Source organism: Gloeomargarita sp. SKYB120 (assembly GCA_025062155.1).
Classification (GTDB): domain Bacteria; phylum Cyanobacteriota; class Cyanobacteriia; order Gloeomargaritales; family Gloeomargaritaceae; genus Gloeomargarita.
In genome coordinates this window covers 39,093-65,140 of record JANXAM010000010.1, presented here as the reverse complement: position 1 = coordinate 65,140, position 26,048 = coordinate 39,093, and the positions used below count along the sequence as shown (strand labels likewise).

The following is a 26,048-nucleotide window of genomic DNA, read 5'->3' as shown; positions in this document are numbered from 1 at the left end:
GCCAAAACTTTCCCAGGACCAATCGCTGGTAAAAGTCTCTCACTTAACCACTGGATAATAGCCTATCCAAGTAAATGGTTCCATCACACGCCCTGATGGGTAAGCCGCCATCATGCTAACTCGTTCTCCACGATTAAACTCTCTCCTTATTCATCAATATCCCGGTAATCTACGCCAGATTGGTCCATATAGACCACCTGCTCTGGTGGTATCTGCTCGATTGACCACAGTAAGCCTGTCGCTTTTAGAAATACGTTTTTTTTGTGGGTATAGCCTATCTTTTGCAGGGCCTTAACTCACACCGAAGTGAGCGGCCATCTCCCGTTAATCCACAAACTGCTAGAATTCTTCTAGGTCTTTCAGCTTATGACGATGGCCTTTTTGATAGCCTTCCTTGGGGTGGACATCTCCTGTTTCTGACCCTTGTCTGAGCCAGCGCTGTACCGTTCGATAGCTGACGTTCAGGAACCGACTGGCTCCCATGATAGTGGCGCCATTCGAGATGGCTTCTACCGCCTTCTTACGCAAATCATAGTTATACGGTCTGGGCATTTTCTCACTCCCTAGCAACACGTTCATTATATGACAACCTTAAAAAGCTTGGCTATAGTTGGAGCAGCAGCCCTAGACATAACGCTATCCATCCCGGCCATCCTAGCTACCATGGCTTAGCTTATTTGGTTGCAGTCGGGCAGTGTTTGCACAATTATCTTTGCCACTGTCTCACGATGATTACGGTCGTGTCGTGGTCACATAAATGCCCTGTAGAATATAATTGCTGCTATCGAGTACGAATTTGAGTCTGGCAACATAGCACAGGAAACAGAGGTAGTGCTATGCAGGTAATGATGCATTGCAGCGTTGGTCAAAGCATAGCTTCATAAAGTGAGATTCTTACAAGGTAAGTCGAAAAGCGCGATTCCTTTGCCGACTATTGTCAATAAGGCTTAATCAGTGGAGCAAGCATTTGGCCTTGGTCTATTCTATCCATGACAAGAACAGGACTACCAGCAGCGTTGCCAACCCTGAAACTGACAAACTCGACTCCTTGCTTGGGGTTGAACTGCTATAGCTGGGTCATCTATGGTTGTCAGCTCTTGGGTCGCAGGGCGCGGCTCCACCTTGGGGTTTCCTGCCATCGCCCTGACAAACCGAAGCTGCTCAGCTATGGCTGATGTAATCCTTGCTAAAGTGCTCTAAGGTTTTCGCAGCGACGCGGATGACGAAACGGCTAAGCAACTGATGCGTTTTTTGACGGTCGTAGCGATGCTGGGCAAAGCCAACGCCATCAACTGTGCTGAGAACTACAGAACCCTCCGTAAGCATAGTATCGCGATTCGTAAGATAATTTGAGAATAATTGAAGTTCTTATTGCCGTGTGCTACATCCGAGACGGGGACTTTCAATCCTTCGTCGAGCACCTGGGTCTGATGCTCATTATCGAGAGCGCATAACTAAGACTTGGCAGGTTTTTGAAACTGACCGAATTGCAGTTCGTAAACTGTTTCCTCGTGACCCGTTTCCAAAACGATGGGTGAGCGGGGATAGGCTACACACAGTAGGGCAAATCCCTGTTCCATCAGTGCTGGGCTCAATCCCATCGCATCCGGTTGCTCCACCGTCCCACTGAGAAGACGAGCGGCACAGGTCGTGCAAATGCCCGCCCGGCAAGACGACGGTAATTCCCAGCCCGCTGCAGCAGCGCTATCTAAAATCGTCTGGTTGGCCGGCGCTTGTATCGTGAAAACTTGCCCCCGATGGCGAATTTCGATGGGAAAGATTTCCGTCATCCTCTTTTGCACTGAACCCGCACCACATGCATTGTACGCAATTTCGACCCCCACGCTAGGATCAAGGCAGTCCATTGTCGGAGTTCCATGGGGGATATTCACCGCGAAACGCTCGAACTGTTGGAATGGCCGCGTCTGTGTGAACATCTCGCCACCTTTGCCCAAACGAAGACTGGCAAACAAGCCGCTCAACACTGGCAACCGGCAACGGACCAGGCCACCGCTTTGCAGCTTTTGGCGGAAACCCAAGCGATTGACCTGCTGACGGAACGGGGCGTGCGCCTGGATTTATCCAAAGTGGATGACGTGTTACCAGCCATTGAGCGTGCGGAACGGGGGGGCCTCCTGAGTGGGTTGGAGCTCCTAGCGCTGGCGTATCTGTGTCAAACTGCTCGGCAGGTGCGGCGGCAAATAGAAGCCCAGCGGGACATTCCAGTTCTGCAAGCGTTGGTGGCACCTTGGCGTACCCATCCCGAACTCGAACAAACCATTTTCCACTGCATTGACGATGGGGGAGACGTGACCGACCGCGCCAGTCCCGCCTTGGCCCAGGCCCGCCAGCAATGCCGCCAGACCGAAGAACGTCTCCGGCAAACCCTTCAGCAGCTCATGCAAAAACATCCCCAGGCGCTCCAGGAACCCCTGATGACCCAGCGTCACGACCGCTATGTATTACCGGTTAAAGCCAGCCACAAGGACGTCATCCCCGGTTTGGTTCACGACACGTCTGCTTCCGGCGCCACCTACTACATCGAACCCCACAGCGTCGTCCCGCTCAACAACGAGTGGCGTATCCAGCAAAAACGGGTGCAAGAACTGGCCGAAGCCGTGCGGCAGGAATTGAGTCAGCAGGTGGGAGCGGTGGCTGATGACCTGCGCCAATTGGCTCTGGGGTTAACCCGGCTGGACGTGGCCTACGCCCGTTGTCATTACAGTCGCTGGTTGAACGGTCATCCCCCCCAGTTCGGCCCGAGCGTGCAATTACGCCAGGTGCGGCATCCCCTGCTGGTCTGGCAAGCCCACCACGAAGCCGGTCGCCCTGTTGTTCCCATTGACTTGTTGATTCCGGCGGATGTGCGGGTGGTGGTGATTACGGGACCCAACACCGGCGGGAAAACGGCGACCTTGAAAACCCTAGGGCTGGTGGCACTCATGGCGCAGGCCGGTTTGTATCTACCAGCGGTGGCCCCGGCGCAACTTCCCTGGTTTGACCAGGTGTTGGCTGACATTGGCGACGAGCAATCCCTGAGCCAAAACCTCTCTACCTTTTCAGGCCACATCACCCGCATCCAGCGGATTCTCCAGGCCGCTACTTCCGAGTCGCTGGTTCTTTTGGACGAAATTGGCGCCGGCACTGACCCTACTGAAGGCACAGCCTTGGCGCGCGCGCTGTTGGAAACCTGTGCGGACCAGGCCCGCTTGACCCTGGCGACCTCCCACTACGGCGAACTCAAGCTCCTTAAGTACCAGGACCCCCGGTTTGAAAACGTTTCCGTCGCCTTCGATGACGTCACCCTCGCCCCTACCTATCACCTACTCTGGGGCATCCCTGGTCAATCGCAGGCCCTGCGGATCGCCCAGCGGTTAGGCCTTGACCCCGCCATTCTCCAGCGAGCAGCCTCCTATCTCCACAGCAGCCACCAAGAACTCAATCAATTGCTCCGGCAAATCGAGCAGCATCGCCAGGAACAAGTGCAGAAAAACCAAGCCGCCGCGGAACTGCTGGCCCAAGCAGAACAGCTTTACCAGCAAATCCAACAGCAGGCTCAGGAACTCCAGCGGCAAAAACAAGCCCTGGCGGAACATCAAACCCAAGCTGTGGAAGCCGCCATTGCCCAAGCCAAGCAGGAAATTGCCCAGGTGATCCAAACCCTCAAGGGCCGCCGCGTTACGGCTCAAAAAGCCCACCACGCCAGCGCCACCCTCAGGGATATTCAAAAGCGTCACCAACCCCGACCGGAACCTGTAGTCGCCGGATTCACCCCTCAGATTGGGCAACGGGTGCGCGTGTTGGGCCAGGTAGGGGAAGTCCTGAGTTTGCCCGATGCGGACGGCAAGATGACTGTGCGGTTGGGACAACTGCGGGTGACGGCCTCGGCGAAAGACGTGACCTCGTTAGACGGGCAACCCGTTGCGCTGCCGCCGCCGCCCTTGGTGCAAACCCCCGACAACACCATTGACCTACGGGGCCTACGAGTGGAACAGGTACCAGCCCAACTGGACCAGCAGCTACACGGGGGTCAACGGGCCTGGTGGATCATTCATGGTCAAGGGACAGGGCGACTCCGGCAAGCCGTCCATGCCTACTTAGAGCAACACCCCCACATCCAGCGCTGGGAAACGCCCAACCCCACGACGACCATTGCCTACTGGCAGTCATGAACCTCCCACGACGGGTGCAAGCCTTTCTCCGGCAGACAAATTATCTACCGGCCCAGGCGCGGGTGTTAGTCGCCGTCTCTGGTGGTCAGGATTCCCTGTGCCTGCTGGACGTGCTGCACCAGTTGCGACCGCGGTGGGACTGGGTTTTGGGCGTGGCCCACTGCGACCATGGCTGGCGACCCGACAGCGCCGATAATGCCCACTACATCGCGCAACTTGCCCAACACTACGGGTATCCGTTTCATGTGATGCGCGCCCAGAACCTCCCACCCCAAGAAGCGGCCGGGCGGCAATGGCGTTATCAAGCGCTGGTGCAAATTGCCCAACAACACCAGTACACCATCATCACGACCGGCCACACCGCCAGCGACCGCGTGGAAACATTTTTGTTTAACCTCTGGCGCGGCAGCGGGGTGAGTGGGTTGGTGGCGTTGGTTGCGGCCCGGTCCCTGACGCCGACGATTCGTTTAGTTCGACCACTGTGGCACATCACGCGCGACGAAACCGCCACCTACTGTCAACAGCAAGGGTTGTGCATCTGGCCCGACCCGACCAATCAAACCTTGGACTACCGGCGCAATCGCATTCGTCACGAACTGATTCCCTACCTGCGCCGTCACTTCAATCCCCAGATTGAGCGGCAATTGCTCCAAACCTTAGACATCCTCACCGCTGAACAACAGTTTTGGCAACAGTGGGTGAACCATCTCTGGCCCTACTTGTACGACCCTCAGCAGCAGGCCCTCAACCGGCGTAAACTAGCCCGATTGCCCCTCGCTGGTCAACGTCACGTTCTGCGCACTTTTCTGCAAAAACAACTGGGTCGCGCTGTGGATTTTCATCACATTGAACACATCCGGCGACTCGTTACCGCTGGAAACCGCAGCCAGAGCGCTCCTTTGCCCGGTGGTCAGCGCGTCGTTGTCCAGGGAGATGTTTTGGTCATGACCGACTAACTCTGGAGCACCTGCTGCATCAGCGCTAATAACTCATCCACCACCTGGGATTGCCCTTGTCCAACCCCCTGACCCACTTGGTGATAGCACTCCCACAGTTGGCGGAGATAGTCCTGTTGCGCTGGTAATAAGTCTTGATAGGCATTGATGCGGCCTGTGAGCTGCTCCAATTGCTGGCGCGTCTGCTCCCACTCCTGTTGTTGTTGTGTCAAGGCATGCCGGTATTGAGCGCAGGCGTCCCGTTCCTGTTGTAGGCGGTCTCGTAGTTGTTCCAACTGAGCCTGCCGTTCCTGGAATTGCTGCTGGCAAGCCTGGCGTTCCTGGATTAAGCGCTGCAATTGTTGCTCCGCCGCCTGCAAGATGGGTTCCAAATCCGAGCTTTTGTCGTCTGCAGTAGCGCGACCCAAGCGTTGTTCTAGAATTTGCCGGTAGGCGCGGGCGATAGCTTCCCGTTCCGCGAGCGTCTCTCGTTGTCCCAGCAAAGACGCTTCCAAAAATTGATAATTTTGCTGCTCGCTTTCCAGTTCACTTTCCAGGTCAATTTTTTCGTAATCATTCGCCTGCTGCATCTTGGCACGGATTGCTTCAATTGCTTCCTGTTGCATACGCAGCTCTTCTTCCTGTTCCCGCAAATAATTTTGCAGTTTATGTACAGCCTGTTCCTTGTCTTGAACCTCCCGTTCCAACTCCTCCAAATCCATCGCCATCAATGCGGCTCTGTCCACCAGGGCGCTAGCACCAATCAGACGTTTCATTTGTTTACAGGTTTGTTCCTGGTCCTGGACCGCTCGATCCAACACCAGCAATCGCTGCTGAAGTTGCTCGCACTCTGCTTGCAAATGTTCCGCTAGCCGTTCTTGAGCAACCAGTTCCGCTTCCCGCCGATGCAATTCCGACCATTGGGGTTGGAGTTGATGCAGTCGTTCCTGAAGGGATTGCAGTTGGTCTTGGGCTTGGTGGGATTGATGCTGTTGAGCATCCAGAAAGCGTTGTTGTTGCGTCAGTAGCTCGTGCCAGCGATGGAAACTATCTCCCGCCGGTTGCACCCGCCGTAGTTGCTCTACACAACTGAGCATCTGCTGGGCCATGTCGTGGGTAAGCACCCCCGCGCGATTCGCCTGCAGTTGCTCCCGCTCCCGTTCTAACTGCTGCCACGCTTGGCTAAGGGCGGCTTCCTTTTGCTGGATATCGGCTTGCAGGGCTTCCACTTCCGCCTGGAGCATCTGGAGCTGCTGCTGTTGTTCCTCCAGTCCCTTGAGCGCTTCTTCCGCCTGTTCCACCTGGGCCAACCGTTCTTCCAATTCCATTTGCCGCCGGTGAAACTCCTGCGCCTGAAGCATGAGGGATTGCTGCATTTCTTCCGATTCGCGTTCCACCTGCTGCAATCTCTCTTGCAGTTGGTTCATCTGGCGCAAGATGTTCAGCACATGGCGCTTGGCGTCGTCAACTTGCAGGACTTTGTTGTTGGCGTCCGTTTCCACCAGCACCAGGGCACCGTTGCCGTAGCTCTGGTCAAAACGCTTTTCATCCGCCGGCGTCAGCGATAAGGTCGTAGAGGTAGTAGACCACAACTCCCCTCGCTGCACCGCTAAAACATTCAATTCAATGCTGGTGGCCGTCCCTAAAAAGCCTGTTTTCGTCCGTCGCTGAATTTCTGCTAGATATTTCACCACTGTCGCCCTCAGGACACGCTCTACCAACAAACAGTCGCAGCACTAACAAGCTAGCCTAGGCCCTCAGCCCTGGCGTTGTTAAAACAGTATAGAGTATAGCAGGTCTGGCGGTTCAACTTGAGCCACGAATCGTTCCGTGTAAAATGGAGGTGCGCGGGTCAAGCTGGGGGTCTCTATGGCAACAGTACTGGTGGTTGAGGATCAGCGCGCCCAACGCGAGATGATGGCAGAGACGCTAGCCAAAGATGGGCTGGAGGTGATTGCCGCGGCAGATGGCCGAGAGGCCCTCGAGAAGCTCAAAACCACCCGCCCCGACATCATTGTGCTGGATGTGGTCATGCCCAACATGAACGGCTACGAATTGTTGCGGGAGGTGCGCAAGCGTCCTGAGCTGGCCAACGTACCGGTAGTCGTCTGTAGTGTCAAGGGGGAAGTCTTTGACAAGCACTGGGCGCAGCGGCTGGGGTCGAACGCCTACGTAGTTAAGCCCTTTGAACCCCAGGTGCTGGTAGGGACTGTACGGAGTCTTTTGCGGGCTAGCCAGCAGCGTTAATCTCTGCCTTAGATAGGTGTAAGATTAAAAAAACTTTCCAGCGTCATCAAGGGCCATGCACAGGATTTTGGTTGTGGAGGACAGCGCGCCTCAGCGAGAAATGATTGTCAGCCTACTCAAGGACAAGGGCATGACCGTCATGGCCGCCAGCAACGGCAGCGAAGCCCTAGAGTGCGTAAAACAGGCGGTGCCCCATCTAGTGATTACGGACGTGGTGATGCCGGTCATGAACGGCTACGAACTCATCCGGCAATTGCGCAAACCGGAGGCGGCAACCGTCAACGTCCCGATTCTCGTGTGTTCGTCCAAGGGAGAACCCTTTGATGAGCATTGGGCCAAGCGCCAAGGAGCAACCGATTACATCGTCAAACCCTTTGAACCGCAGCAATTGCTGGCCAAGGTGATGGCCCTGCTGCAAGCGCAGTAGGTGGCTTAGCTAGCTCCAGTACAAACTTGACCAAGTGTTGCCAACGATACAAAAATGCAACCCCTTTCCCGTAAGATTTAGATAGAATGCTCTTTCAAGCTAGGGTGTGTGAGCGATGATGATTCCAGAAATTAGTGCAAAGCTATTGAAAGCCAAGCGCGAGAAGGGGTTGACCTTTGCGGAGCTAGGCAAGCTCATCGGTCAGAGTGAAGTCTTTACAGCGGCGCTGTTCTATCGCCAGGCTACCGCAACGCCTACCCAAGTGAAGCAACTAGCCGAAGCGTTGGGTTTACCAGAAGCCGACCTAACTGAATTGACCGTCTATCCTGTCAAAGGTTTAGGGCCTACTGTGCCGACAGACCCCCTCATCTATCGCTTTTATGAGATTGTGCAGATTTACGGCCTGCCCTTAAAAGATGTCATCCAGGAGAAGTTTGGCGATGGTATTATGAGCGCTATTGACTTTACTTTGGATGTCGAAAAGGTTGATGACCCCGGCGGCGCACGAGTTAAAGTGGTGATGAGTGGTAAATTTCTTCCCTACAAGAAGTGGTAATGACCCCTGGAGAGGATGGCGGGCCTTTCTTCGGATGATTGACAGCTTGTATGGCCTATATCAAGCGAACACGTGAGGACATCCTACGTTCTATCGTAGATGTTGTTCACCAGCACGGATTTCGTGCAACTGGTTTGAAAGAGCTGTTGGCGGTCAGTCAAACCAGCGCCGGCAGTATATACAACTACTTTGGGAACAAAGACGAGCTAGGGCATGCACTGATTGATTATCAATGGAAGAACATCAGGGATAAGGTGATATGGCCAGCGATCGCTTCTTGCGACGAACCGATTGCCCAGCTACTGGCGGTCATTGATGCTATCGAGCAGCGCCATTTGCATGAGCCAAACTGCGCCGGATGTCTATTAGGCAACTTGATTGTGGACTTAGCCGGTTCAGATGATGCTTTTAGAAAGCATCTGATAACTGTTTTTGACGAATGGCAAGGAATTTTTACCAGGTTGCTCGAACAGGGGAAGCAGCAGCTCCGGCCCGAGATTGTTCCAGAGCAGCTTGCAGAGCAAATACTGACTTATATGGAAGGCACCTTGCTCATGAGCCGTCTTTATGACCAAGGAGACGAACGTCATCACCTCAGACGTGGCTTTAGCTACATCCGCCAGCTCCTAAAGGATGCCTGTATCAAACACTAAATTGCCCTAGCAGTCACCCATTTAGTAGCCATTGTTACAGACAAACGGCTCGGGATTGACCACGCTCTGCGTTGGTTGCAAATAAACAAAACGTTTTATTTAGTAGCGATTGTTACAGATAAGTGGGGGTAAATTCAATAAATTCTTCGTAGTAAAACAGTTTTGCGGGAGCTATGGCTGTTTGGACGAAAAGCGTTTCTATCTACCTGGGTGAGCAACAGGAGCCGCATGAAGAATTGAGATGTTTTTGTGGCGGGATGCATTCGCCCCAAGAGCATGACCATCAGGCGCTTGGTATGCCACAAGACCCCATTGACCTGGCCGATGACTTCTACAAGATGGGGCTGTACAGTCCAGAGGCAGTTGCTTTGGGAGAAAAACTTGCCAAGGCTGAAATGCTAGATGCTTTGTTCACAGATTATGTGGCGGGGGACGACCCTCTAAAACGGCAACTGTGTGAGGAACTTATCAAAGAAGCTGGCGGAGTAGCCGCTGCATTCCGTGCTGCATTTGGCCCACAGGTCGAAGAATTTTTAGGCGCAACTCTGAAAAAAGGAAGTTTTAGCCGTCGCCATTTTCTCAAGCAAATCACCATTGCAGCAGGTTTACTAGCGCTTGCCTTTTCGATGCAGTCTATCCTAACCCAGGACGACCTAAGAGCGCAGGACAAAGGTCCAGGTAAACCCGAGAAAAATCAACTTAAAATCGGCTTTATCCCCATTACCTGCGCCACACCCATCATCATGTCAAAGCCACTGGGCTTTTACAAAAAATATGGCCTTGAGGTGGAATTGATAAAAATGCCGAGCTGGCCGGCTATTAGGGATTCAGCGATTGCGGGTGAACTGGATGCCTATCACATGCTAACACCCATGCCCATTGCGATGACACTGGGACTTGGTTCAGTGACTTTCCCGATGCGCTTGGCTAGCATAGAAAACATCCATGGACAGTCGATTGTTGTAGCTAACAAGCACCAGGGTAAAGTTAAAGGGCCTAGAGATTTCCGTGGTTTCAGTATCGGTGTGCCTTTCCCCTATTCGGTGCATAATTTGCTGATTCGTTACTATTTGGCAACGGCGGGTCTCAATCCTGACCGGGACGTGGAGATTGTCATTATTCCACCTCCTGAAGCCCTAGCAAAGATGGCCGCTGGACAGTTGGATGCCTTTTTGCTTCCTGATAGTGTCGGACAGCGGGCTGTCTTCAATAAAGTGGGTCACATCATCATGCTCAGCAAAGAATTGTGGCAGGGCCATCCCTGTTGTGCCTTTGCGGCTAGTCAGCGCTGGATCAGTGACCACCCCAATACCTTCCGCGCCGTGAACAAGGCGATTATTGACGGCTGTGGTTTTTCGCGACAGGCCGTTAATCGCCCAAGAATTGCTAGAGCCATTGCCGCTAGAGAATTTTTGAACGCACCTGAGCCAGTGATCAACGCTGTGCTGACGGGTAACTTTGAGGACGGTCAAGGCCGAAAATTCAATGTCCCTGACCGGATTGACTTTGACCCTTACCCCTGGAAGAGTTTTGCCTATTGGCTCATGTCCCAGATGGTGCGTTGGAATCTGATGCCGGAAAAGCAGGCTCGCTACAAAGAAATTGCTGATCAAGTTTTCCAAACAGCTCTCGCAAGAACCTTAGCTCGGGAGACGGGGCAGAATCCACCCACACAAGAGCTACGGGTTGAACGTTTGAAGTTTGATACTTTTAATCCTCAAAATCCTGCAGCTTATATCGCTGAGCAAAGAAGGAGGTTTAAATTGTAGTATGCCAACCGTATGGGAACGTCATCGAAACATTACGGCCTTGGCGCTGTTCATTCTTTCATTCATGGTCTTAGTGACGCTGTGGGATATGGGTGTCAAGGCGCGTATTTTCTCGGAGCTGATCCCTTCTCCCTTTGATACTGCTAAGGAGTTTTGGCGGTGGGTATCCAATCCATTCTACGACAATGGGCCTAATGATAAGGGGATTGGGTGGCTGGTTTTGTTTAGCTTACGCCGTGTTTGTTTAGGCTTTTTAATCGGCGTATCTATTGCCATTCCTGTAGGTGTTCTCATGGGACTCTCGGAAGTGGTTGATAAGGCGCTAAATCCCTATGTTCAAGTCCTCAGACCAGTCTCACCGCTGGCTTGGTTGCCCTTAGGCTTGGGATTACTCAAGGACTCAGAGGCGACAGCTTTATTCGTTATCACAATTACCAGTATGTGGCCCACCCTGCTGAATACTAGGTTTGGGGTGAGCACCGTGGACAAATCCTACCTAGATGTCACTCGTTTCTTGGGGGCTTCTTTCTGGCGCACAATTACAAGAGTCATTCTACCCGCCGCTGCACCGAACATTGTTGCTGGTATGCGGATAGGGTTTGGCATTGCTTGGCTAGTAATTGTGGCGGCAGAGATTATCATTGGCAATCTAGGGATGGGTTATTTTGTGTGGAATGAGTGGAATAATTTGAGCATCACCAGCCTGATTACGGGGATAATTGTCATTGGTTTCGTCGGCCTTTTATTTGACCGACTTTTTGCATTGCTTCAGAGTTGGGTTGCTTACGGGAGGCAAGTATGATTACAGCTGAGCAAATGCAGACTGAGTCCTTGGTCGCTGAACCAACAAGTCATCTGTCTTTGCGCCACATTTACATGGTCTATCCAGGGCGGTGTAGCTGGATGGATAGGGTGACGCGTCGCTCAACTAAGAATTACGTTGCTCTTTCTGACATCAACCTGGATATAGAACCTAATACATTTGTATCCATCATTGGGCCTTCTGGTTGTGGAAAGTCAACACTACTGAATATCATCGCTGGTTTGGTGCGACCGACTGGGGGCAAGGTATTTCTCAATGGTCAACCTATTACTGGTCCAGGACCTGACCGTGGCGTTGTTTTCCAGAACTATTCATTGCTACCCTGGATGACGGCCTTGGAGAATATTCTTTTTGCTATTGAGACTGTTTTTCCACAGATGACTAAGCCCCAACGCCTTAGTCTTGCTTATGAATATATTGAGCTGGTGGGATTGCGCGGCGCCGAGCGGAAGTACCCCCACGAACTCTCTGGAGGCATGAAACAAAGAGTCAGTATTGCGCGTGCATTAGCAATTGAGCCACAAATTTTGCTCATGGACGAGCCATTTGGTGCACTTGATGCACTAACGAGAGGGTATCTTCAGGATGAAGTTGAGCGTATCTGGGAACAAAAACGCAAAACGGTTGTGCTAGTTACTCACAGTATCGAAGAAGCCCTGCTGCTATCGGACAAAATTATCATGATGACTAGGGGCCCCTCAGCCAAAATTGACCGGATTTTAGATGTACCATTTCCACGACCGCGACATCGGGATACCTTGGACCAACAAGCCGGTTATCACGAGCTGAAGGCTTTAATGGAAGAACATCTCACGCGGGAAACCCGTGAAGTCGAAAAAGCCCAGAATTTAGGGTAGTGCTTTTTATTTACGCTTGTCATCGCCAGGGTCACAGGGTTAAGTTCCCTTGCTGGTTTTCCAATGATTGGCGATATCAGTAGCCCCAAGAAGTTTGAAGAAACGGTATCCCAGGTAACAATTTGCCAAACGGCTACAGGCTAACTTACTATAAAGAGCGTTCTATTTACTTACTCACGAAGGGGTAGAGCCATGACTCAATCGGCGGAAATCAAGACCTGTTTGCGTCCAGTGAGCAAAGACGGGTTGGTGTCCTTGGCGGAAAAGGCTAAAGCCAATCCCAATGCAGTGGCCACGTTGAAGGTCAAGACAGTATGCGAAGGACAATTTCGGAATTTGAATTACGTTCGGAACTTACCAGCCCACATTATTGATGAACCTCCCACTTTACTCGGGCAAGATACAGCTCCGAACCCATCTGAAGCAGTGCTTGCTGCGCTAGGCTCATGCCTATCGGTTGGGATTCATGCCAACGCCATCATGCGTGGTATCCAGCTAACGAAGCTAGAGCTGTATGTAGAAGGGGATATCAATATCACTGGCGTCTGGGGAATTGGCGATTTATCGGAAAAGCGTTTGGGGTTTTCCGACATTCGTGTGCAAGTGGACATTGCTGCCGAAGGGGTTGATAGGGCGGCGCTGGAGGATTTGGTTGCCCATGCCAACTACTGGTCTCCCGTGGCAAATACCTTGCGCAATCCTGTCAACATGACCGTAACTCTTGCCTAGGGTTTTCTCCAGTCCCTAAAGAGTCAGCGGTAGGGTCACTTTAGGGACTGTTTTTCACTTTTATTTTGGAGGTTCTCTATGGTTGCATCCGTTGCTCTTGGCAATGCCCAATTTCTATCAGGGGCAACTCTCATATCTCATTTAAAGGCGGCGGTCAAAGAAAAGCTCCAGCCCATGACGGAGGCAATTGACCGTTTAGGTCTTTATCCCAAGGATTTTCTCAGGTACATTGGCGCTTTGGGAGCATATGCCCAGGCCGTTGATTCTGATTTTGGTGGCACTGGTCAGGGATTGCTGGGCACTCTACAAGTGATTGAGACTGTTGCCCGTGAATGCGGCAGTACTGGTTTCCTAACATGGTGCCAGAATGCTTGTGCCTGGTATATGCAAAACTCTGATAATCTCTTTTTGAAACATACAGTCCTACCAGCAGTCGCCAGGGGTGAATTTCTAGCTGGTACAGGTTTATCTAACCCCATGAAACACTTTGCTGGCATCGAAAAGATTAACCTGATTGCTCAACCTTGCCAGGGAGGATATGTTCTGAATGGTATGCTTCCCTGGGTTTCAAATATCGGAGACGGTCATTACTTTGCTATTGCTGCGCGTTTGGCTAATTCAGGTAATTACTTGATGGCAATTGTGAAGGGTGGAGAGCCAGGTTTAGTTTTACGCAATGATGCCCATTTTATTGCTCTCGAAGGAACGGGCACTTTTAAATGTATATTCCGTGATTATTTTGTCAGTAGTGAATGGATCTTATCTGCGCCCTGCACTCAGTACGTAGAATTGATCAAGCCTGGATTTATTCTGAGTCAAGTTGGTATAGGACTGGGTATTGTTGCTAGTTGTATTGAACTTATCCGGCAACAGAATCGTCGTAAATCCCATGTAAACTGTTTTCTGGATGACCAGGCTGAAAGCTTAGAAAAGGAGCTAGATGAGCTACGTCGCAATTCCCACCATCTTGCGGAGGTGATTGGTTGTGGTCAGAAATTCCTTTCAAAGGAGACGCTTAAAGAAGTAATTATATGTAGAATCAAAGCGTCAGAACTGGCTCTGCGCGCCGCTCAATCTGCAATGTTGCACGCAGGTGCAATTGCCTATTTGGAAAACAGTCCCTATTATCGTAAGTTGAGAGAGGCTTACTTTGTTGCTATTGTAACCCCTGCACTTAAGCACTTGCGTAAGATGCTAGCTTCCCTCGAGTGATTTATACCTGCAGGAATTTCCCCCTGCAGACTGACACTTTTCATCCCTTAAGTCGTAGGGCAAAGTTGGCTGTTGGTTCTCTCTAAGCAAACTAAAGCGGCTTGGCTATAAAATGTCCAAACTTTGTGGCGGTTATCTGGATAATAAAGATCCATACAGTTGTAGTACTCCAGAGCAATACCTACTCAAGTATAACAGTTTTTCTAAATGTAGCTTTGGGCACAAATTATTCGACTGATTCTATCTATTATCTATAGGTAGTTTAGGTCCCATTTCAGGAGAAAAATCATGGCCGAAAAGGTACTCTTGTCTCCCCAGGAGCTATTTGCTCTCAGTGTGAGTGAGCCAGTAGTCATTATTGATACGCGTGACCCAAAAGACTATGCTAAGGGCCATATCCCGAATGCAGTGAATATCCGTGAAATTTTTACCTATTTGGCAGATTCTACGCCTGAAGGCATTGCCAGTATGAGCGCTAAATTTGCCGATATTTTTGGTGCAGCTGGTCTGTCAGGTGAAGAAACTGCTGTGGTTTATGAAGAAGCCATGAACCGGGGTTTTGGTCAATCCTGCCGAGGTTATTTTCTGCTCAAGTATCTTGGCTACCCTAGGGTTATGATTCTGCATGGTGGTTACCAGGCATGGTTATCAGCTGGTTTGCCTATCTCTACAGAGCCAGCAAATCCCATTGCCAAGAAATTTCCTGTCCAGATTAATCCAGAAATTTGGCTGACGAAGGAAGAAATGCTGGCCGGAATTGGTAAAGAAGGTGTGGTAATTCTTGATGTGCGTGATCGTGATGAGTGGTTAGGAGAGAGTTCTTCGCCCTATGGTAGGGATTTTTGCCCCCGCAAGGGTCGGATTCCTGGCGCAGTTTGGATTGAGTGGTATAACTTCATGGATACCACTAGAGAGCCAGTAATGTTTAAATCTGGACCGGAAATATTGGAAATGTGTCGTTCCAAAGGCGTTACTCCCGATAAAAGTATTTACGTATATTGCTTCAAGGGTTCACGAGCCTCCAATACTTTAGTGGCGCTCAAAGAAGCGGGCTTTAGAGATGTGCGCAACTATTTTGCTTCCTGGAATGAATGGTCCCGTATCCCCGAATTACCGATTGAAACAGGTCAACCGGCCATGGTGTAACCAAGTGAGCTAAGAGCAAGTTAGCCAGTTGCACTGGCTTAGGTCCTCGGTTAGGCTCTGCGATGCCGGTCGCTGGGTGGCTTGACCCTACCGGACATATCGCAGGCTTTCGGTTTGGCGGGTGAACAACTCCGTGAAGATGCTCAGCACCGTGCGCTGGCGGGTACGAATGTTGGCCGAGATACTCATCCCCGACTGCAGGGGCACTTGGCGCCCATCTACTACCAGATACTGCCGCTCTAACTCAATCGTCGCTGGAAACCGGAAAAAGTTGTACACCGCATCCGGCGGCAGCGCATCGGAACCAATCTGCACCACCTTCCCCTTGACATCCCCAAACTCGCTAAACGGAAATGTGTCAATGCGCACATCCACCGGCATCCCCGGTTTCACAAAACCAATGTCCCGATTTGTGATAAACACCTTGCCCACCAACCGGTCCGTCGGCACAATCTTGAGCAAAGGACGCAAATCATTCACGTTGGCCACATAACCCGGTGCATGGACTTGTAAATCAAACACCATCCCCCCCACCGGCGCCCGCACTTCCTGATACTGCTGGGAAACCTGCGCCTGTTGCAGTTGCCGATTAATCTCAGCAATCCGACGCTCATTGTCACTGATGCGCAAAAGCAGGTCGCGTCGGCTGGCGGCAATGGTATTTTGCAACTCTTGGGTGGCTTGACGCATCGCGCTTTCCAGCCGGGGGCGTTCCCGTTCGAGGCGCTCGACTTCGGCCTGTTGCTCTAAAACCTCCTGCTGCAGGCGCACATACTGCACCCGCGCCAAACCCCCTTCTTCGACCAAGGTTTGCAAGTCCTGGAGTAACTGGCGATTGAGTTTGAGTACTTCCAGATTACTGGTCAACAACGCTTGATTCTGGCGCAGTTGTTCCCGCAGTTGCTCGATCCGTTCTTGCGTGGCTGCGATGCGTGTCGCTCGCTCCCGATAACTCTCGTTGAGCATCGCTCGCTGCTCGGGCGTTAGGTTGCCAACTTGCAAGTTCCCCGCCAAAAACGCCCGGTAAATCCGGTTTTCCGCGACCAAATTGTCCCGTAGCTGGCGGCTGGCCGCTAAATCCGCCTGGTTCAAGCGCGGGTCGAGCGTCAGCAGCAATTGCCCTTTTTGCACTTGCTCCCCTTCGCGCACATGCACCGCGCGCACGACCCCATTGACCGGCACCCGTACCTCCTGCACTTTCCCTGCTGGTTCCAGTTTCCCCTGGGCCTGCACCGCTTGTTCTATTGGCGCCAGCGCCGCCCATGTCACCGCGCCCGTTGCACTCACAATCAACGACCATAAAATCACGTGTGACCAAATACTAGGCTGTTGCAACACCACCGGCTGGTCCAATGCGGCTATCGCCGCAGGCGGGCGTTTTTGCAGGTTCGTCACTGGACGGTCCAGACTCATATCACCCCCTAGTCCTGTTTTTGATACAGCGAATAATACCGCCCTTTCAGGGCCATTAATTCGTCGTGCGTGCCATCTTCCACAATCCGCCCCTTGTCCATCACTAAAATCCGGTCCGCCTGGCGAATCGTGCTCAACCGGTGCGTCACAAACAACACCGTCACCCCTTGGAACGCCCGCCGCAAATTAGCACACACCTGCTGCTCCGTGTCGTAATCCAACGCGCTGGTGGCCTCGTCCAAAATTAGCAACCGGGGCTGTTGCACCAACACCCGCGCCAGAGCAATCCGTTGCCGTTGCCCACCCGAAAGCGCACTCCCCCGCTCCCCCACCCGCGTGTTGTACCCCTGGGGCAATGCCATGATGAACTCATGCGCACAGGCAATCTTCGCAGCTTCAATAATCGCTTCGATGGGTAAATCCGGATTCGACTGGGCAATGTTTTCCAAAATCGTGCCGTCGAACAACAACGGCTCTTGCAACACCATTCCAATCTGCTGGCGCAGCGAGTACAAATCCACCTTGGCAATGTCGTAATTGTCAATCAATATCCGTCCCGACTCCGGGGTGTACAACCGCGCTATCAGCTTGGTCAGCGTGCTTTTGCCCGCCCCACTTTGCCCCACAATCCCCACGAAAGTTCCGGGTTGAATCTCTAACGAGATATTGACCAATTGCCACGGCCCGTTGGGACTAAACCGAAAACTGACTTCTTCCAAGCGAATCGCCCCCACGATGGGCGGCATGGGAATCTGGGTGCTGTCTTCTGCTTCTTGCGGCGTGTCCACAATGTCGGCTAGCCGCTCCAGGGATAGCGCCGTCTCCTGAAAGTTTTGCCACAGTTGCACCAGCCGCAACAGGGGACTAGTGGTGTAGCCGGCAATAATGCGAAAGGCAATCAATTGCCCCAGCGTCAATTCCCCTTTGAGCACTAAAAACGCCCCCACCCAAATCAGCAACAAACCCGACAGCTGGTTGAGAAAGTTACTCACTGAATGGGCCGTCGTTGCCGTTATCACGGTTTGAAACCCCGCGCTGATGTAGCGACCGTAGTGGCCTTGCCAGCGCCAGCGCGCCGTCAGCTCCAAATTTTGCGCCTTCACCGTTTGAATCCCTGTGATGACTTCCGTGAAGTAGGCTTGGGTTTCTGCGTTGCGCTCGGCTTTGGTGCGCAACTGCCGCCGCATCAAAGGCGCCGCCAGCAGGGTCAACAGGGCAAACAAGGGCACGGTCGCCAGGGCAAGCAGCGTCAGCAACCAACTGTAAATCACCATCACCACGATGTAGACCACCGAAAACACGGCATCAAGCACCACAGTGAGCGCCGTGCCGGTCAGAAATTGCCGGATGTTTTCCAGCTCATTGATGCGGGTGGCTAATTCCCCTACCGGTCGCCGCTCGTAATAGCGCAACGGCAAGCGCAACAAGTGGTCAATCACTGCTGACCCCAGCGCCAGGTCCATCCGGTTGGTGGTGTCGACAAACAAATACGTGCGCAGTGCCCCTAAGACGGCTTCCGCCACCGCTATCCCCAGCAGCAACATCCCCAGCACATGCAGCGTGCTGACGCTGTTTTGAACCAGGACTTTATCAATGATGATTTGAATCATCAAAGGGTTCGCCAAGCTGAATAATTGCACGAAAAAGGACGCAATAAAAACTTCCGCTAATACCCGCCGGTAGCGCCAAATCACCGGCCAAAACCAGCCCCAGCCAAACCGTTTTTGGGGCGTGTGGGCCGTTTTTTTGAGCGTCAAGAGCGTGATGTCATCCCCAAAGGTCGGCAAGAGTTTAGCCGGCTCCCGGTACACCAGGCCCTGCTCCGGCACCCCCAGCACCACTTCAGCCGGCGAAACGGCAAACAGCACCACCCACTGCCCCTGCCACTGCACCAGCGCCGGCGTTTCCACGCGGGTCAACAAGGGGGCGGGGACGCTGAGCAGTTGCGCATCCAACCCCAGCAGTTGCACCAGCGCACCCATTAACTGGGGCGTCACGCCGCCAAGTTGCCGACTGCGGGTTTCCAACAGTCGCCGCAGCATTTCGCGCCGGAAAGGGAGTTGCCAAAACCTCGCCACCATCTGCAGGCAGGCCAACGCGCCCCCAACAGGTCCTTCCCCCTGCACGTAGGGATAACGGCTGGCCTGCTTGGCTGGTTGCCCACTCAACGCCGGCGCATAGGGAATCTCCGTCAGCGAATCCGAGCGGGGTGACGCCGGAACGGGAATAGCCGCCGTTGCAGACTCAGGTAGGATGGGCTGGGTGACTCCCAGCAAGCGCGTCACCTGGCGGACCCGCACATGGGGAGCTGCCCCGTCGAGCCATTGCCCCTGGGTATACTCGCCCACCTGGCCCACGCTGACCCACCAACGACAGTCCGGCACGTCGGGCAAGGTCAAGGGCCCTGGCTGCAGGGTAATGCACTGGATGTGGGGCCGCAGTTGGGCCACCCATTCCCGCAAGGGCAAATCCACCGGTTGCTGCGCCTGGTGTTGCCATTCCGCAGCGATGACTTCCGCTATCTCCACCGCCGTGGGTTCCGGACCGAAATACGTTTGCCACGCGGGTTGAGTGCGCCACAGCTCCCCAAACAGCGCCGCCGGTAGGCTCACCGCTACGCTTTCTTCGGCTGCCATCGCCGTTTCACAGGTTTGGCCCCGCAGGGCGCTCAGCCACCCCACCACCGCCCCAGGCGACAACCGCGCCAGCGTCACCAGCTTCTGGCTGCGGGGGTCAGTAAATAACAGCCGCACGGAGCCTTGATAGAGCAGCAACACCTGGTCCGGAGTTTGGTGGGCCACCAGCAACGGCTGGCCTATGCGATACTTCCAGACTTGGATGGCGTCAAGCACGCGCTGCTGCACGGCTGGGGCCAGCGCCTGCATAAACGGCAACCCCAGCACAAACTCCTGAATCGGCGCTGCAGTCGCGGTCATCCCAACTCCTTCCACGACAGGCGGCTCAGTTGCTGCTCCAGCCACTGCTCAAACAGCTCATCCAGCAGTTGCTGGCGCGTGGTATCGTCCAACTGGGCCGGTAACAGCCGTTCCAAGCGCACTATCACCCACCACTGCCCTAACTGCACCGGCGGCCACAGCTGGCCCGGTTGACTCATCGCTAGCAGTTTGCGCAGGCTGGGATGGAGTCTCCCCAAGGGCATCGGGCCAATGAGCCCACCCGTCATCGCTTCCGGGCCTTGGGAAAATTGCTGGGCGGCTTCGGTAAAGGATTGCTCCCCGTCGCTGATGCGAAAGTACACTTCTTGAGCCACGCCAGGGTCGGGCACCCGGATGAGCGAGTAAATCACCCGGTCGAGCTGGTCTTTGCGTTGCAGGAAGTAACTGGACACGTCCGCGCCCCAGGTTTTTTCCTTGAAGCGTTGTAACCGGTGGGGACGGCTGGCAATCATTTCTACCTGTTCCGGCGTCAGGTGATGCTTTTGTAACCAGGCTTGTTGCTGCTCCGGTGTGGTGGCCTGCTGCTGTTGCCAAAACGCTTGCACCCACTGGCGGGTCTCTTCCGGTATGCAGGGGATGTCGGCAAGGGCCTTATCGGTCACAATACCCCGCAGCAGGGGCAATAACAATTGATGCACCGCCAGCAAGCGCAACAAGTCGGTAGCCTGAAAAATCTGGTCACCGACCTGCAAGACCCCAGTCGCTGCCGTCATGGTCACTGTTACGGCCACCGTTGCTCCCTATTCAGTAAAACTTTAGCAGGGCGGCGCCGGCTACTTGCCCTTGGTCATCGGCCTTAACGTTTTCTTAGCCAGTTCTTAATTGACCCGAACCACCTTTTTCCCTAGCTTGATACTGGTTCAGCACGGGAAGGGGTGAGGACGATGGTATTTACCTTGCAACTGCTCCACGCTTCCGACTTGGAGGGAACGGTTCGGGCGATTCCCAACGTGGACCGGTTTACGGCCCTGATTGACTTTTTCGCCAATGACCCAACGCTGGTGCCAAGTGGTACGGTTGTCCGCCCCTTGTCCCGCAATACTTTGATCCTTTCATCGGGGGATAACTACCTGGCGGGGCCGTTTTTCAACGCAGCCGGGGATACGACGGTGGACGTGTTACCGGGCGAACCGGGTGTCCAAACGGTGGAGACGGTCCTGCGGCGGGTGTATGACCGCTTTTTCTTCAACCGCATTACCGATGGAGACGGCAATGGCACCTTGACCGGCGGGCCTGGCAATGACCACTTTAGCGGCGCTCTGGGCAATGACACCTTGAGCGGCAATGAGGGGGATGACATTCTCGATGGGGGCGCAGGGAATGATGTGCTCAACGGCGGTGCGGGTAATGACACGCTGCAAGGTGGGCCAGGAGACGATACGTTGACGGGTGGAGCCGGACGGGACCGGTTTATTTTCAGCGCGCCATCCCCCAGCGCCACAACGGCGGTGACCACGCTCATCGGGATTGATACAATCACCGACTTTAACCCTGCCGAAGACACGATTGTGCTGGACCGCAGCACGTTTACTCGGTTTACCAGTTTTGGGGCGATTGACGCGGCAACTTTTGCGGTCGTCGACAGCGATGCAGCGGCGGAAACCAGTGCCGCCTTTATCGTTTACAACCGCACCAACGGCAAGCTGTTTTACAACCAAAACGGGACGGAGGCGGGCTTTGGCGCAGCAGGCGGGCAATTTGCGACGCTGACGGGTAACCCGACTCTGACGGCGGCCAATTTCGTGGTGGGGAACGCGATTCCGGCGTTTACGGACCTGCGGGGCGGCGCTGGCCGGATTGACATTGCCCTGATGAACATCGTGGGGTTTGATGCGTCGGCGCTGGGGAACCACGAGTTTGACCTGGGCACGGCGATTGTGGCCGAGCTGATTGCGGAAGACATTCGGGCTAGCGCTAGCGGGAATGTGCTAGGTGGGACGCGCTGGCTAGGGACGCTTTTCCCCTACCTGGCGGCAAATTTGGATTTTTCCCAGGACCCCAACCTGAATGCGGACATCATCAATACGTTCATCAACGGGGGGCCGCTGTTTACTACCGAACCCCTGCGGCTCAGTACAGCGTTTGCCCTGACGGCGGACCGGATTCAGCGGGCGACCACGCCAACGGAACTGGAGGAGCGGGATAAGCTGGCGCCGGCAACGGTAGTGGACTTGGATGGCGACCCCAGCACCACCTTTGACCGGGTCGGGGTGATTGGACTGACAACGCCCTTGCTGGCGAGTATCTCGTCGCCAGGAGCTACGCGGGTGATCGGCAGTGGGCGCAACGATGTGCAGGAGCTGGCCCAGCTCATCCAGCCGGTGATTGACCGGGTGATTCGGGGACCGGATAACAACCTGGGCACTGCCGATGACATCAACAAGATCATCCTGGTGACCCACCTGCAACAGTTCCAGGTGGACCTGGCGCTGGCGCCGCTCCTGCGGGGTGTGGACATTATCATGGCGGGGGGGTCCGGCACCATTCTAACGGATGCCAACGATGTGCTGCGGCCTGGAGACGTGAGCCAGGGCCCCTACCCCACCTTTGTCAACGGGGCGGACGGCAACCCCATAGCCCTGGTCAACACTGACGGCCTGTACGAGTACGTGGGACGCCTGGTGATCCAGTTCGATGACCGGGGGGTAATTATTCCCAGCAGCTATAACCCGAACGTGAGCGGGGCCTACGCGACGCTGGACAGTGTAGTGTTTCCGGCGTTGGGGTTGGGGACCCCCAGCGGGAACCGGGCGGCGGATACGGCCAGGCTGCGGGAAACCAGTCTGCGGGCCGCGCTGGCTGGGCAACTGGTGGATGCAGTGACGGCGGTAGTCAATGCCCAGGACAGCAACATTGCTGGGAACACCAGCGTATTTCTGGAAGGACGGCGCTCCCAGGTGCGCACCCAGGAGACGAATTTGGGGAATTTAACAGCGGACGCCAATTTGGTCTATGCCCGGGCGGTGGACCCAACGGTAACGCTGTCTTTGAAAAATGGAGGCGGCATCCGCGATGTCATCGGGGCGGTGCGCAATGTCGGCGACCGGACAGACTTTTTGCCGACCCAGGCCAATCCCCTGTCGGGCAAGCAGGAAGGACAAGTGTCCCAGTTGGATATTGCCGGGACGCTGCGGTTTAACAATGGGTTGACACTACTGACGATCACGGAGCAGCAGCTCTACTGGCTGTTTGAGGCGGCGGTGGCGACGGTGGCACCTGGACAAACGCCGGGGAATTTCCCGCAGGTGGCGGGGGTGCGCTTCAGCTATGACCCCACGCGGCCAGGGCTGCAGGAGCTGCGGGGTGAAGGAGCTACTTCTACGCGCGTATTTGACGCGCTGGGGGTCTTGCAACCCGAGTTTCAACAGCGCTTGGCCAACGGCGAAGGGCGCCTGCGCAACCTGGTGCTGACGGACGAAAACGGGATTGTGACCAAGGTCATTGTCCAAGACGGGCGGTTTGTGGGGGACCCTAACGCCACGTTGCGCCTGGTGACGCTGAATTTCCTAGCGGGAGACCCCACGCCAGCAGTGCCGGCGATTGTGGATACGGTGTATCCCTTGGCGCGCTGGGTCAAGGCCAATCCCACCCTGGCCAATCGGGTGGATTTCCTGCCAGAGACGGGGGTGGATTTGAACCTGGACGGCAACCCCCGCACGCCTGGGGTCGGCGGTGCGATTTTAGGGAACAATGTCACGTTTGCGGCACAGGGGACGGAGCAGGACGCTTTAGCGGAATATCTGTTTACCCGCTACAACGTGGCCCAGGGGCGGCCCAGCTACAGCACACCGGAAACCGATGCTCGCTTTGACCAGCGCATCCAAAATCTGGCGGTGCCGGGGACCCAGGACACTGTCTTGAGCACGGTGCCGAATCGGGAGCTGTTGCTGGCGCCGCGGAGTACGGTGCGGTTTGATAGCGCGGAAATCGTGGCCTATGACCCGGCAACGCGCAAGGTGTTTGTGGTGGGGGGCACCAACCGGCTGGAGATTCGCACGGTTGCCGATTTAGGGAATCCCAGCGCGGTGACCACCATTGACCTGGGGACGGTGACGACAGCCCGCTACAGCCGGGGGATCAGCGCCAACAGCGTGGCGGTCAAAGACGGGATTGTGGCGGTGGCCATTAGTCCAGCCTTGGGAACAACGTCGGCTGAGCGGGCGGATGCGGGGGTGCGGGGCCGGGTGCTGTTTTTCCGCGCCAGCGACAACAGTTTTATTCGCGAGGTGGAAGTTGGCTTCTTGCCGGATAACATCGCGTTTTCTCCCGATGGACGGCGGTTGGTGGTGGCCAACGAAGGGGAACCCCAAGGCTACGGTACTGGCGATGTGGACCCCGAAGGGTCGGTCAGCATCATCACGTTTGAAGGGGGCGTCCGAGGGCTGACGGCGACATCGCCCCTGCGGGTGGTGGATGCCGATTTTCGGGCGTTTAACGACCGCCGGGCGGAACTGCAGGGACGGGGTGCCATCTTTGATGGGCCGGGTCGCACGGTGGCCCAGGATGTGGAGCCGGAATACGTGGCAATCACCCCTGACTCCCGCTTTGCCTACGTGACGTTGCAGGAAAACAACGCGGTGGCGCTGGTGGACCTGGAGCGAGGGGTGGTCACCAATATCCTGCCCTTGGGCTTTAAGGACCACAGCTCGCCCCGCAACAGCCTGGATGCAACGGACACGTTTGCGGTGTTGGATTTGGGGGGCGCGACAGGGGGCACCTTTACCCTGACGGTGAGCAATAGCGCGGGGACCTTTACCACCGGACCTTTGCCCTTCAACGCCAGTGCGACGGCGATCCGCGATGCCTTGGGTGCTTTACCCAGTGTGGGGGGCAATGCGAATGTGGCGGTGGCGGCCATTGGCGGCCAGTTTGACATTCGGTTTTCGGGAACCAACGCCCGCGGCGAGTTTGTCGGGGGTGTCAATACCCGCATCACGGTGGATGGGCGCAACCTGACGGGTGGTCGGGGTGCCCGCATCATTGCCTATCCCTTCAATCCGCAGAGTTTTCCCAATCTGTTTGGGGCGTACCAGCCGGATGCGATTGCTGCCTACGTGGTGGATGGGGTGACGTATCTGGTAACGGCAAACGAGGGGGATGGGCGCGAGTACAGTGGTTTTGCCAATGAAGCGCGGGTCGGCAGCCTGACGTTGAATCCGGAGCGTTTCCCCATCCCCAGCGGGATTCAGGACACGGAGGCGTTGGGGCGGTTAACGGTGCTGCGGACGGTGGGGGACGATGCGCCCGCGCCCGGCTACGAACGCTTGGTGACGCTAGGCGGTCGGTCGTTTTCCATCTGGAACGCCCAGACAGGGGCCTTGGTGTACGACAGCGGCAACGACTTTGACCTGATTGCGGCGGCCCGAGGGGTGCTGGATAAAAGTCGTAGCGATAACAAAGGGCCGGAGCCGGAAGGGTTGGTGCTGGGACAGGTGGGCAACCAGATCTATGCCTTCATCGCCTGGGAGCGGTCTAACGGGGTGGTGGTCTATAACATCACCAATCCCAATGCGCCCCGTTTTGTGGACTACATCAATGTTCCTGGCGATGTCAGTCCCGAAGGGCTGTTGTTTATCCCGGCAGCAGACAGTCCCAGCGGTCGCCCGGTGCTGTTGGTGGCCAACGAAATCAGCAATACATTGACGGCCTACGAAATCCTGCCCCGCCCGACGACGCCCTATGATGGGCTGCTGGGGATTGGCAATATGTTGGCCGGGATGCCCCTAGCTTTAGCGCGCCCAGGAGAAACCCTAAATGACCCGAATCCGGGCGCGAGTATTCTGGTGGGTACGGCGGGCAATGACACCATCAACGGCGGTGTAGGGAACGACATTCTCTACGGTGAAGGGGGTAATGACGTTCTCAGCGGCGATTCGGGCAGCGACACCATTGACGGTGGCGACGGCAATGACACGCTCAACGGCGGGTCTGGCGCTGATACGCTGATTGGGGGTGCGGGTAACGACATTCTCGATGGCGGGTCTGGCGGTGACGTGCTGGTCGGTGGTTTTGGAGATGACCTGCTCACGGGTGGGTCTGGCAGCGACCGCTTTGTATTCGACGGCAACGCGCCCTTTGGTGCGGCGCTGGGTCGGGATACGGTGACCGACTTCACGCCGGGTCTCGATGCTCTTGTACTGAGCCGTACCACG

Annotated in this window: 18 protein-coding genes and 1 pseudogene; 13 read left to right on the top strand and 6 right to left on the bottom strand. The window is 55.0% G+C overall.

Translation table 11 applies throughout. From position 1 onward, the window contains the following. Positions 1-339: 339 nt before the first annotated feature. A complete protein-coding gene (locus NZ705_05570; protein ID MCS7292431.1) occupies positions 340-552 on the bottom strand; it encodes a helix-turn-helix domain-containing protein in 213 nt (70 codons plus the stop codon). Between the two features lie 902 nt (positions 553-1,454). Beyond that, positions 1,455-1,790 carry a 2Fe-2S iron-sulfur cluster-binding protein gene (locus NZ705_05565; protein ID MCS7292430.1) on the bottom strand — a complete coding sequence of 112 codons (336 nt, stop codon included), beginning with the start codon at positions 1,788-1,790 and terminating at the stop codon, positions 1,455-1,457. 87 nt (positions 1,791-1,877) lie between these two features. On the opposite strand from NZ705_05565, the gene NZ705_05560 reads away from it, so the two are divergent. Further along, entirely contained in the window at positions 1,878-4,172 is a 2,295-nt protein-coding gene (locus NZ705_05560; GenBank protein ID MCS7292429.1) for an endonuclease MutS2, read from the top strand. Continuing rightward, positions 4,169-5,128, top strand: a complete 960-nt coding sequence (tilS, locus tag NZ705_05555; GenBank protein MCS7292428.1) for a tRNA lysidine(34) synthetase TilS — start codon at positions 4,169-4,171, stop codon at positions 5,126-5,128. Before NZ705_05560 ends, tilS begins: the two co-directional genes overlap by 4 nt. On the opposite strand, the gene hmpF is transcribed toward tilS, so the two are convergent. Next, positions 5,125-6,831 (bottom strand): pilus motility taxis protein HmpF, encoded by a 1,707-nt coding sequence (gene hmpF / locus NZ705_05550; protein MCS7292427.1) that lies wholly within the window; start codon positions 6,829-6,831, stop codon positions 5,125-5,127. The two genes, tilS and hmpF, sit on opposite strands and share 4 nt — an antisense overlap. A gap of 145 nt (positions 6,832-6,976) precedes the next feature. On the opposite strand from hmpF, the gene NZ705_05545 reads away from it, so the two are divergent. From NZ705_05545 to NZ705_05500, 10 genes are all read left to right on the top strand, one after another. Beyond that, positions 6,977-7,354, top strand: coding sequence for a response regulator (locus tag NZ705_05545; GenBank protein ID MCS7292426.1), 378 nt, complete (start codon positions 6,977-6,979; stop codon positions 7,352-7,354). Between the two features lie 55 nt (positions 7,355-7,409). Then, positions 7,410-7,781 (top strand): response regulator, encoded by a 372-nt coding sequence (locus tag NZ705_05540; GenBank protein MCS7292425.1) that lies wholly within the window; start codon positions 7,410-7,412, stop codon positions 7,779-7,781. Between the two features lie 115 nt (positions 7,782-7,896). Continuing rightward, positions 7,897-8,337 carry a cyanase gene (gene cynS, locus NZ705_05535; protein MCS7292424.1) on the top strand — a complete coding sequence of 147 codons (441 nt, stop codon included), beginning with the start codon at positions 7,897-7,899 and terminating at the stop codon, positions 8,335-8,337. 50 nt (positions 8,338-8,387) lie between these two features. Beyond that, on the top strand, positions 8,388-8,990 hold the full coding sequence (locus NZ705_05530) for a TetR/AcrR family transcriptional regulator (GenBank protein MCS7292423.1): 603 nt from the start codon (positions 8,388-8,390) through the stop codon (positions 8,988-8,990). A gap of 173 nt (positions 8,991-9,163) precedes the next feature. Then, positions 9,164-10,759 (top strand): ABC transporter substrate-binding protein, encoded by a 1,596-nt coding sequence (locus NZ705_05525; protein MCS7292422.1) that lies wholly within the window; start codon positions 9,164-9,166, stop codon positions 10,757-10,759. 1 nt (position 10,760) lies between these two features. Then, on the top strand, positions 10,761-11,561 hold the full coding sequence (locus NZ705_05520) for an ABC transporter permease (protein ID MCS7292421.1): 801 nt from the start codon (positions 10,761-10,763) through the stop codon (positions 11,559-11,561). A gap of 101 nt (positions 11,562-11,662) precedes the next feature. Continuing rightward, positions 11,663-12,439, top strand: a complete 777-nt coding sequence (locus NZ705_05515) for an ABC transporter ATP-binding protein (GenBank protein MCS7292420.1) — start codon at positions 11,663-11,665, stop codon at positions 12,437-12,439. Between the two features lie 192 nt (positions 12,440-12,631). Continuing rightward, positions 12,632-13,168, top strand: coding sequence for an OsmC family protein (locus NZ705_05510; protein ID MCS7292419.1), 537 nt, complete (start codon positions 12,632-12,634; stop codon positions 13,166-13,168). A 78-nt stretch (positions 13,169-13,246) separates the two neighbouring features. Next, entirely contained in the window at positions 13,247-14,380 is a 1,134-nt protein-coding gene (locus NZ705_05505) for an acyl-CoA/acyl-ACP dehydrogenase (GenBank protein ID MCS7292418.1), read from the top strand. 288 nt (positions 14,381-14,668) lie between these two features. Next, positions 14,669-15,526 carry a sulfurtransferase gene (locus NZ705_05500; GenBank protein ID MCS7292417.1) on the top strand — a complete coding sequence of 286 codons (858 nt, stop codon included), beginning with the start codon at positions 14,669-14,671 and terminating at the stop codon, positions 15,524-15,526. Between the two features lie 87 nt (positions 15,527-15,613). Here NZ705_05500 and NZ705_05495 read toward each other — a convergent pair whose 3' ends face one another. Genes NZ705_05495 through NZ705_05485 form a run of 3 tightly spaced genes read right to left on the bottom strand, consistent with a single transcriptional unit; the run spans position 15,614 to position 20,609 of the window. After that, complete coding sequence (locus tag NZ705_05495) at positions 15,614-16,939, bottom strand: HlyD family type I secretion periplasmic adaptor subunit (GenBank protein ID MCS7292416.1); 1,326 nt, start codon at positions 16,937-16,939, stop codon at positions 15,614-15,616. Positions 16,940-16,947: 8 nt separating this feature from the next. After that, complete coding sequence (locus tag NZ705_05490; protein ID MCS7292415.1) at positions 16,948-19,875, bottom strand: peptidase domain-containing ABC transporter; 2,928 nt, start codon at positions 19,873-19,875, stop codon at positions 16,948-16,950. Continuing rightward, a complete protein-coding gene (locus NZ705_05485; GenBank protein MCS7292414.1) occupies positions 19,872-20,609 on the bottom strand; it encodes a peptidylprolyl isomerase in 738 nt (245 codons plus the stop codon). The genes NZ705_05490 and NZ705_05485 overlap by 4 nt, the downstream gene beginning before the upstream one ends. A gap of 489 nt (positions 20,610-21,098) precedes the next feature. On the opposite strand from NZ705_05485, the pseudogene NZ705_05480 reads away from it, so the two are divergent. Next, a pseudogene (locus tag NZ705_05480) lies at positions 21,099-25,955 on the top strand (5'-nucleotidase C-terminal domain-containing protein). The last annotated feature ends 93 nt before the right edge of the window (positions 25,956-26,048 follow it).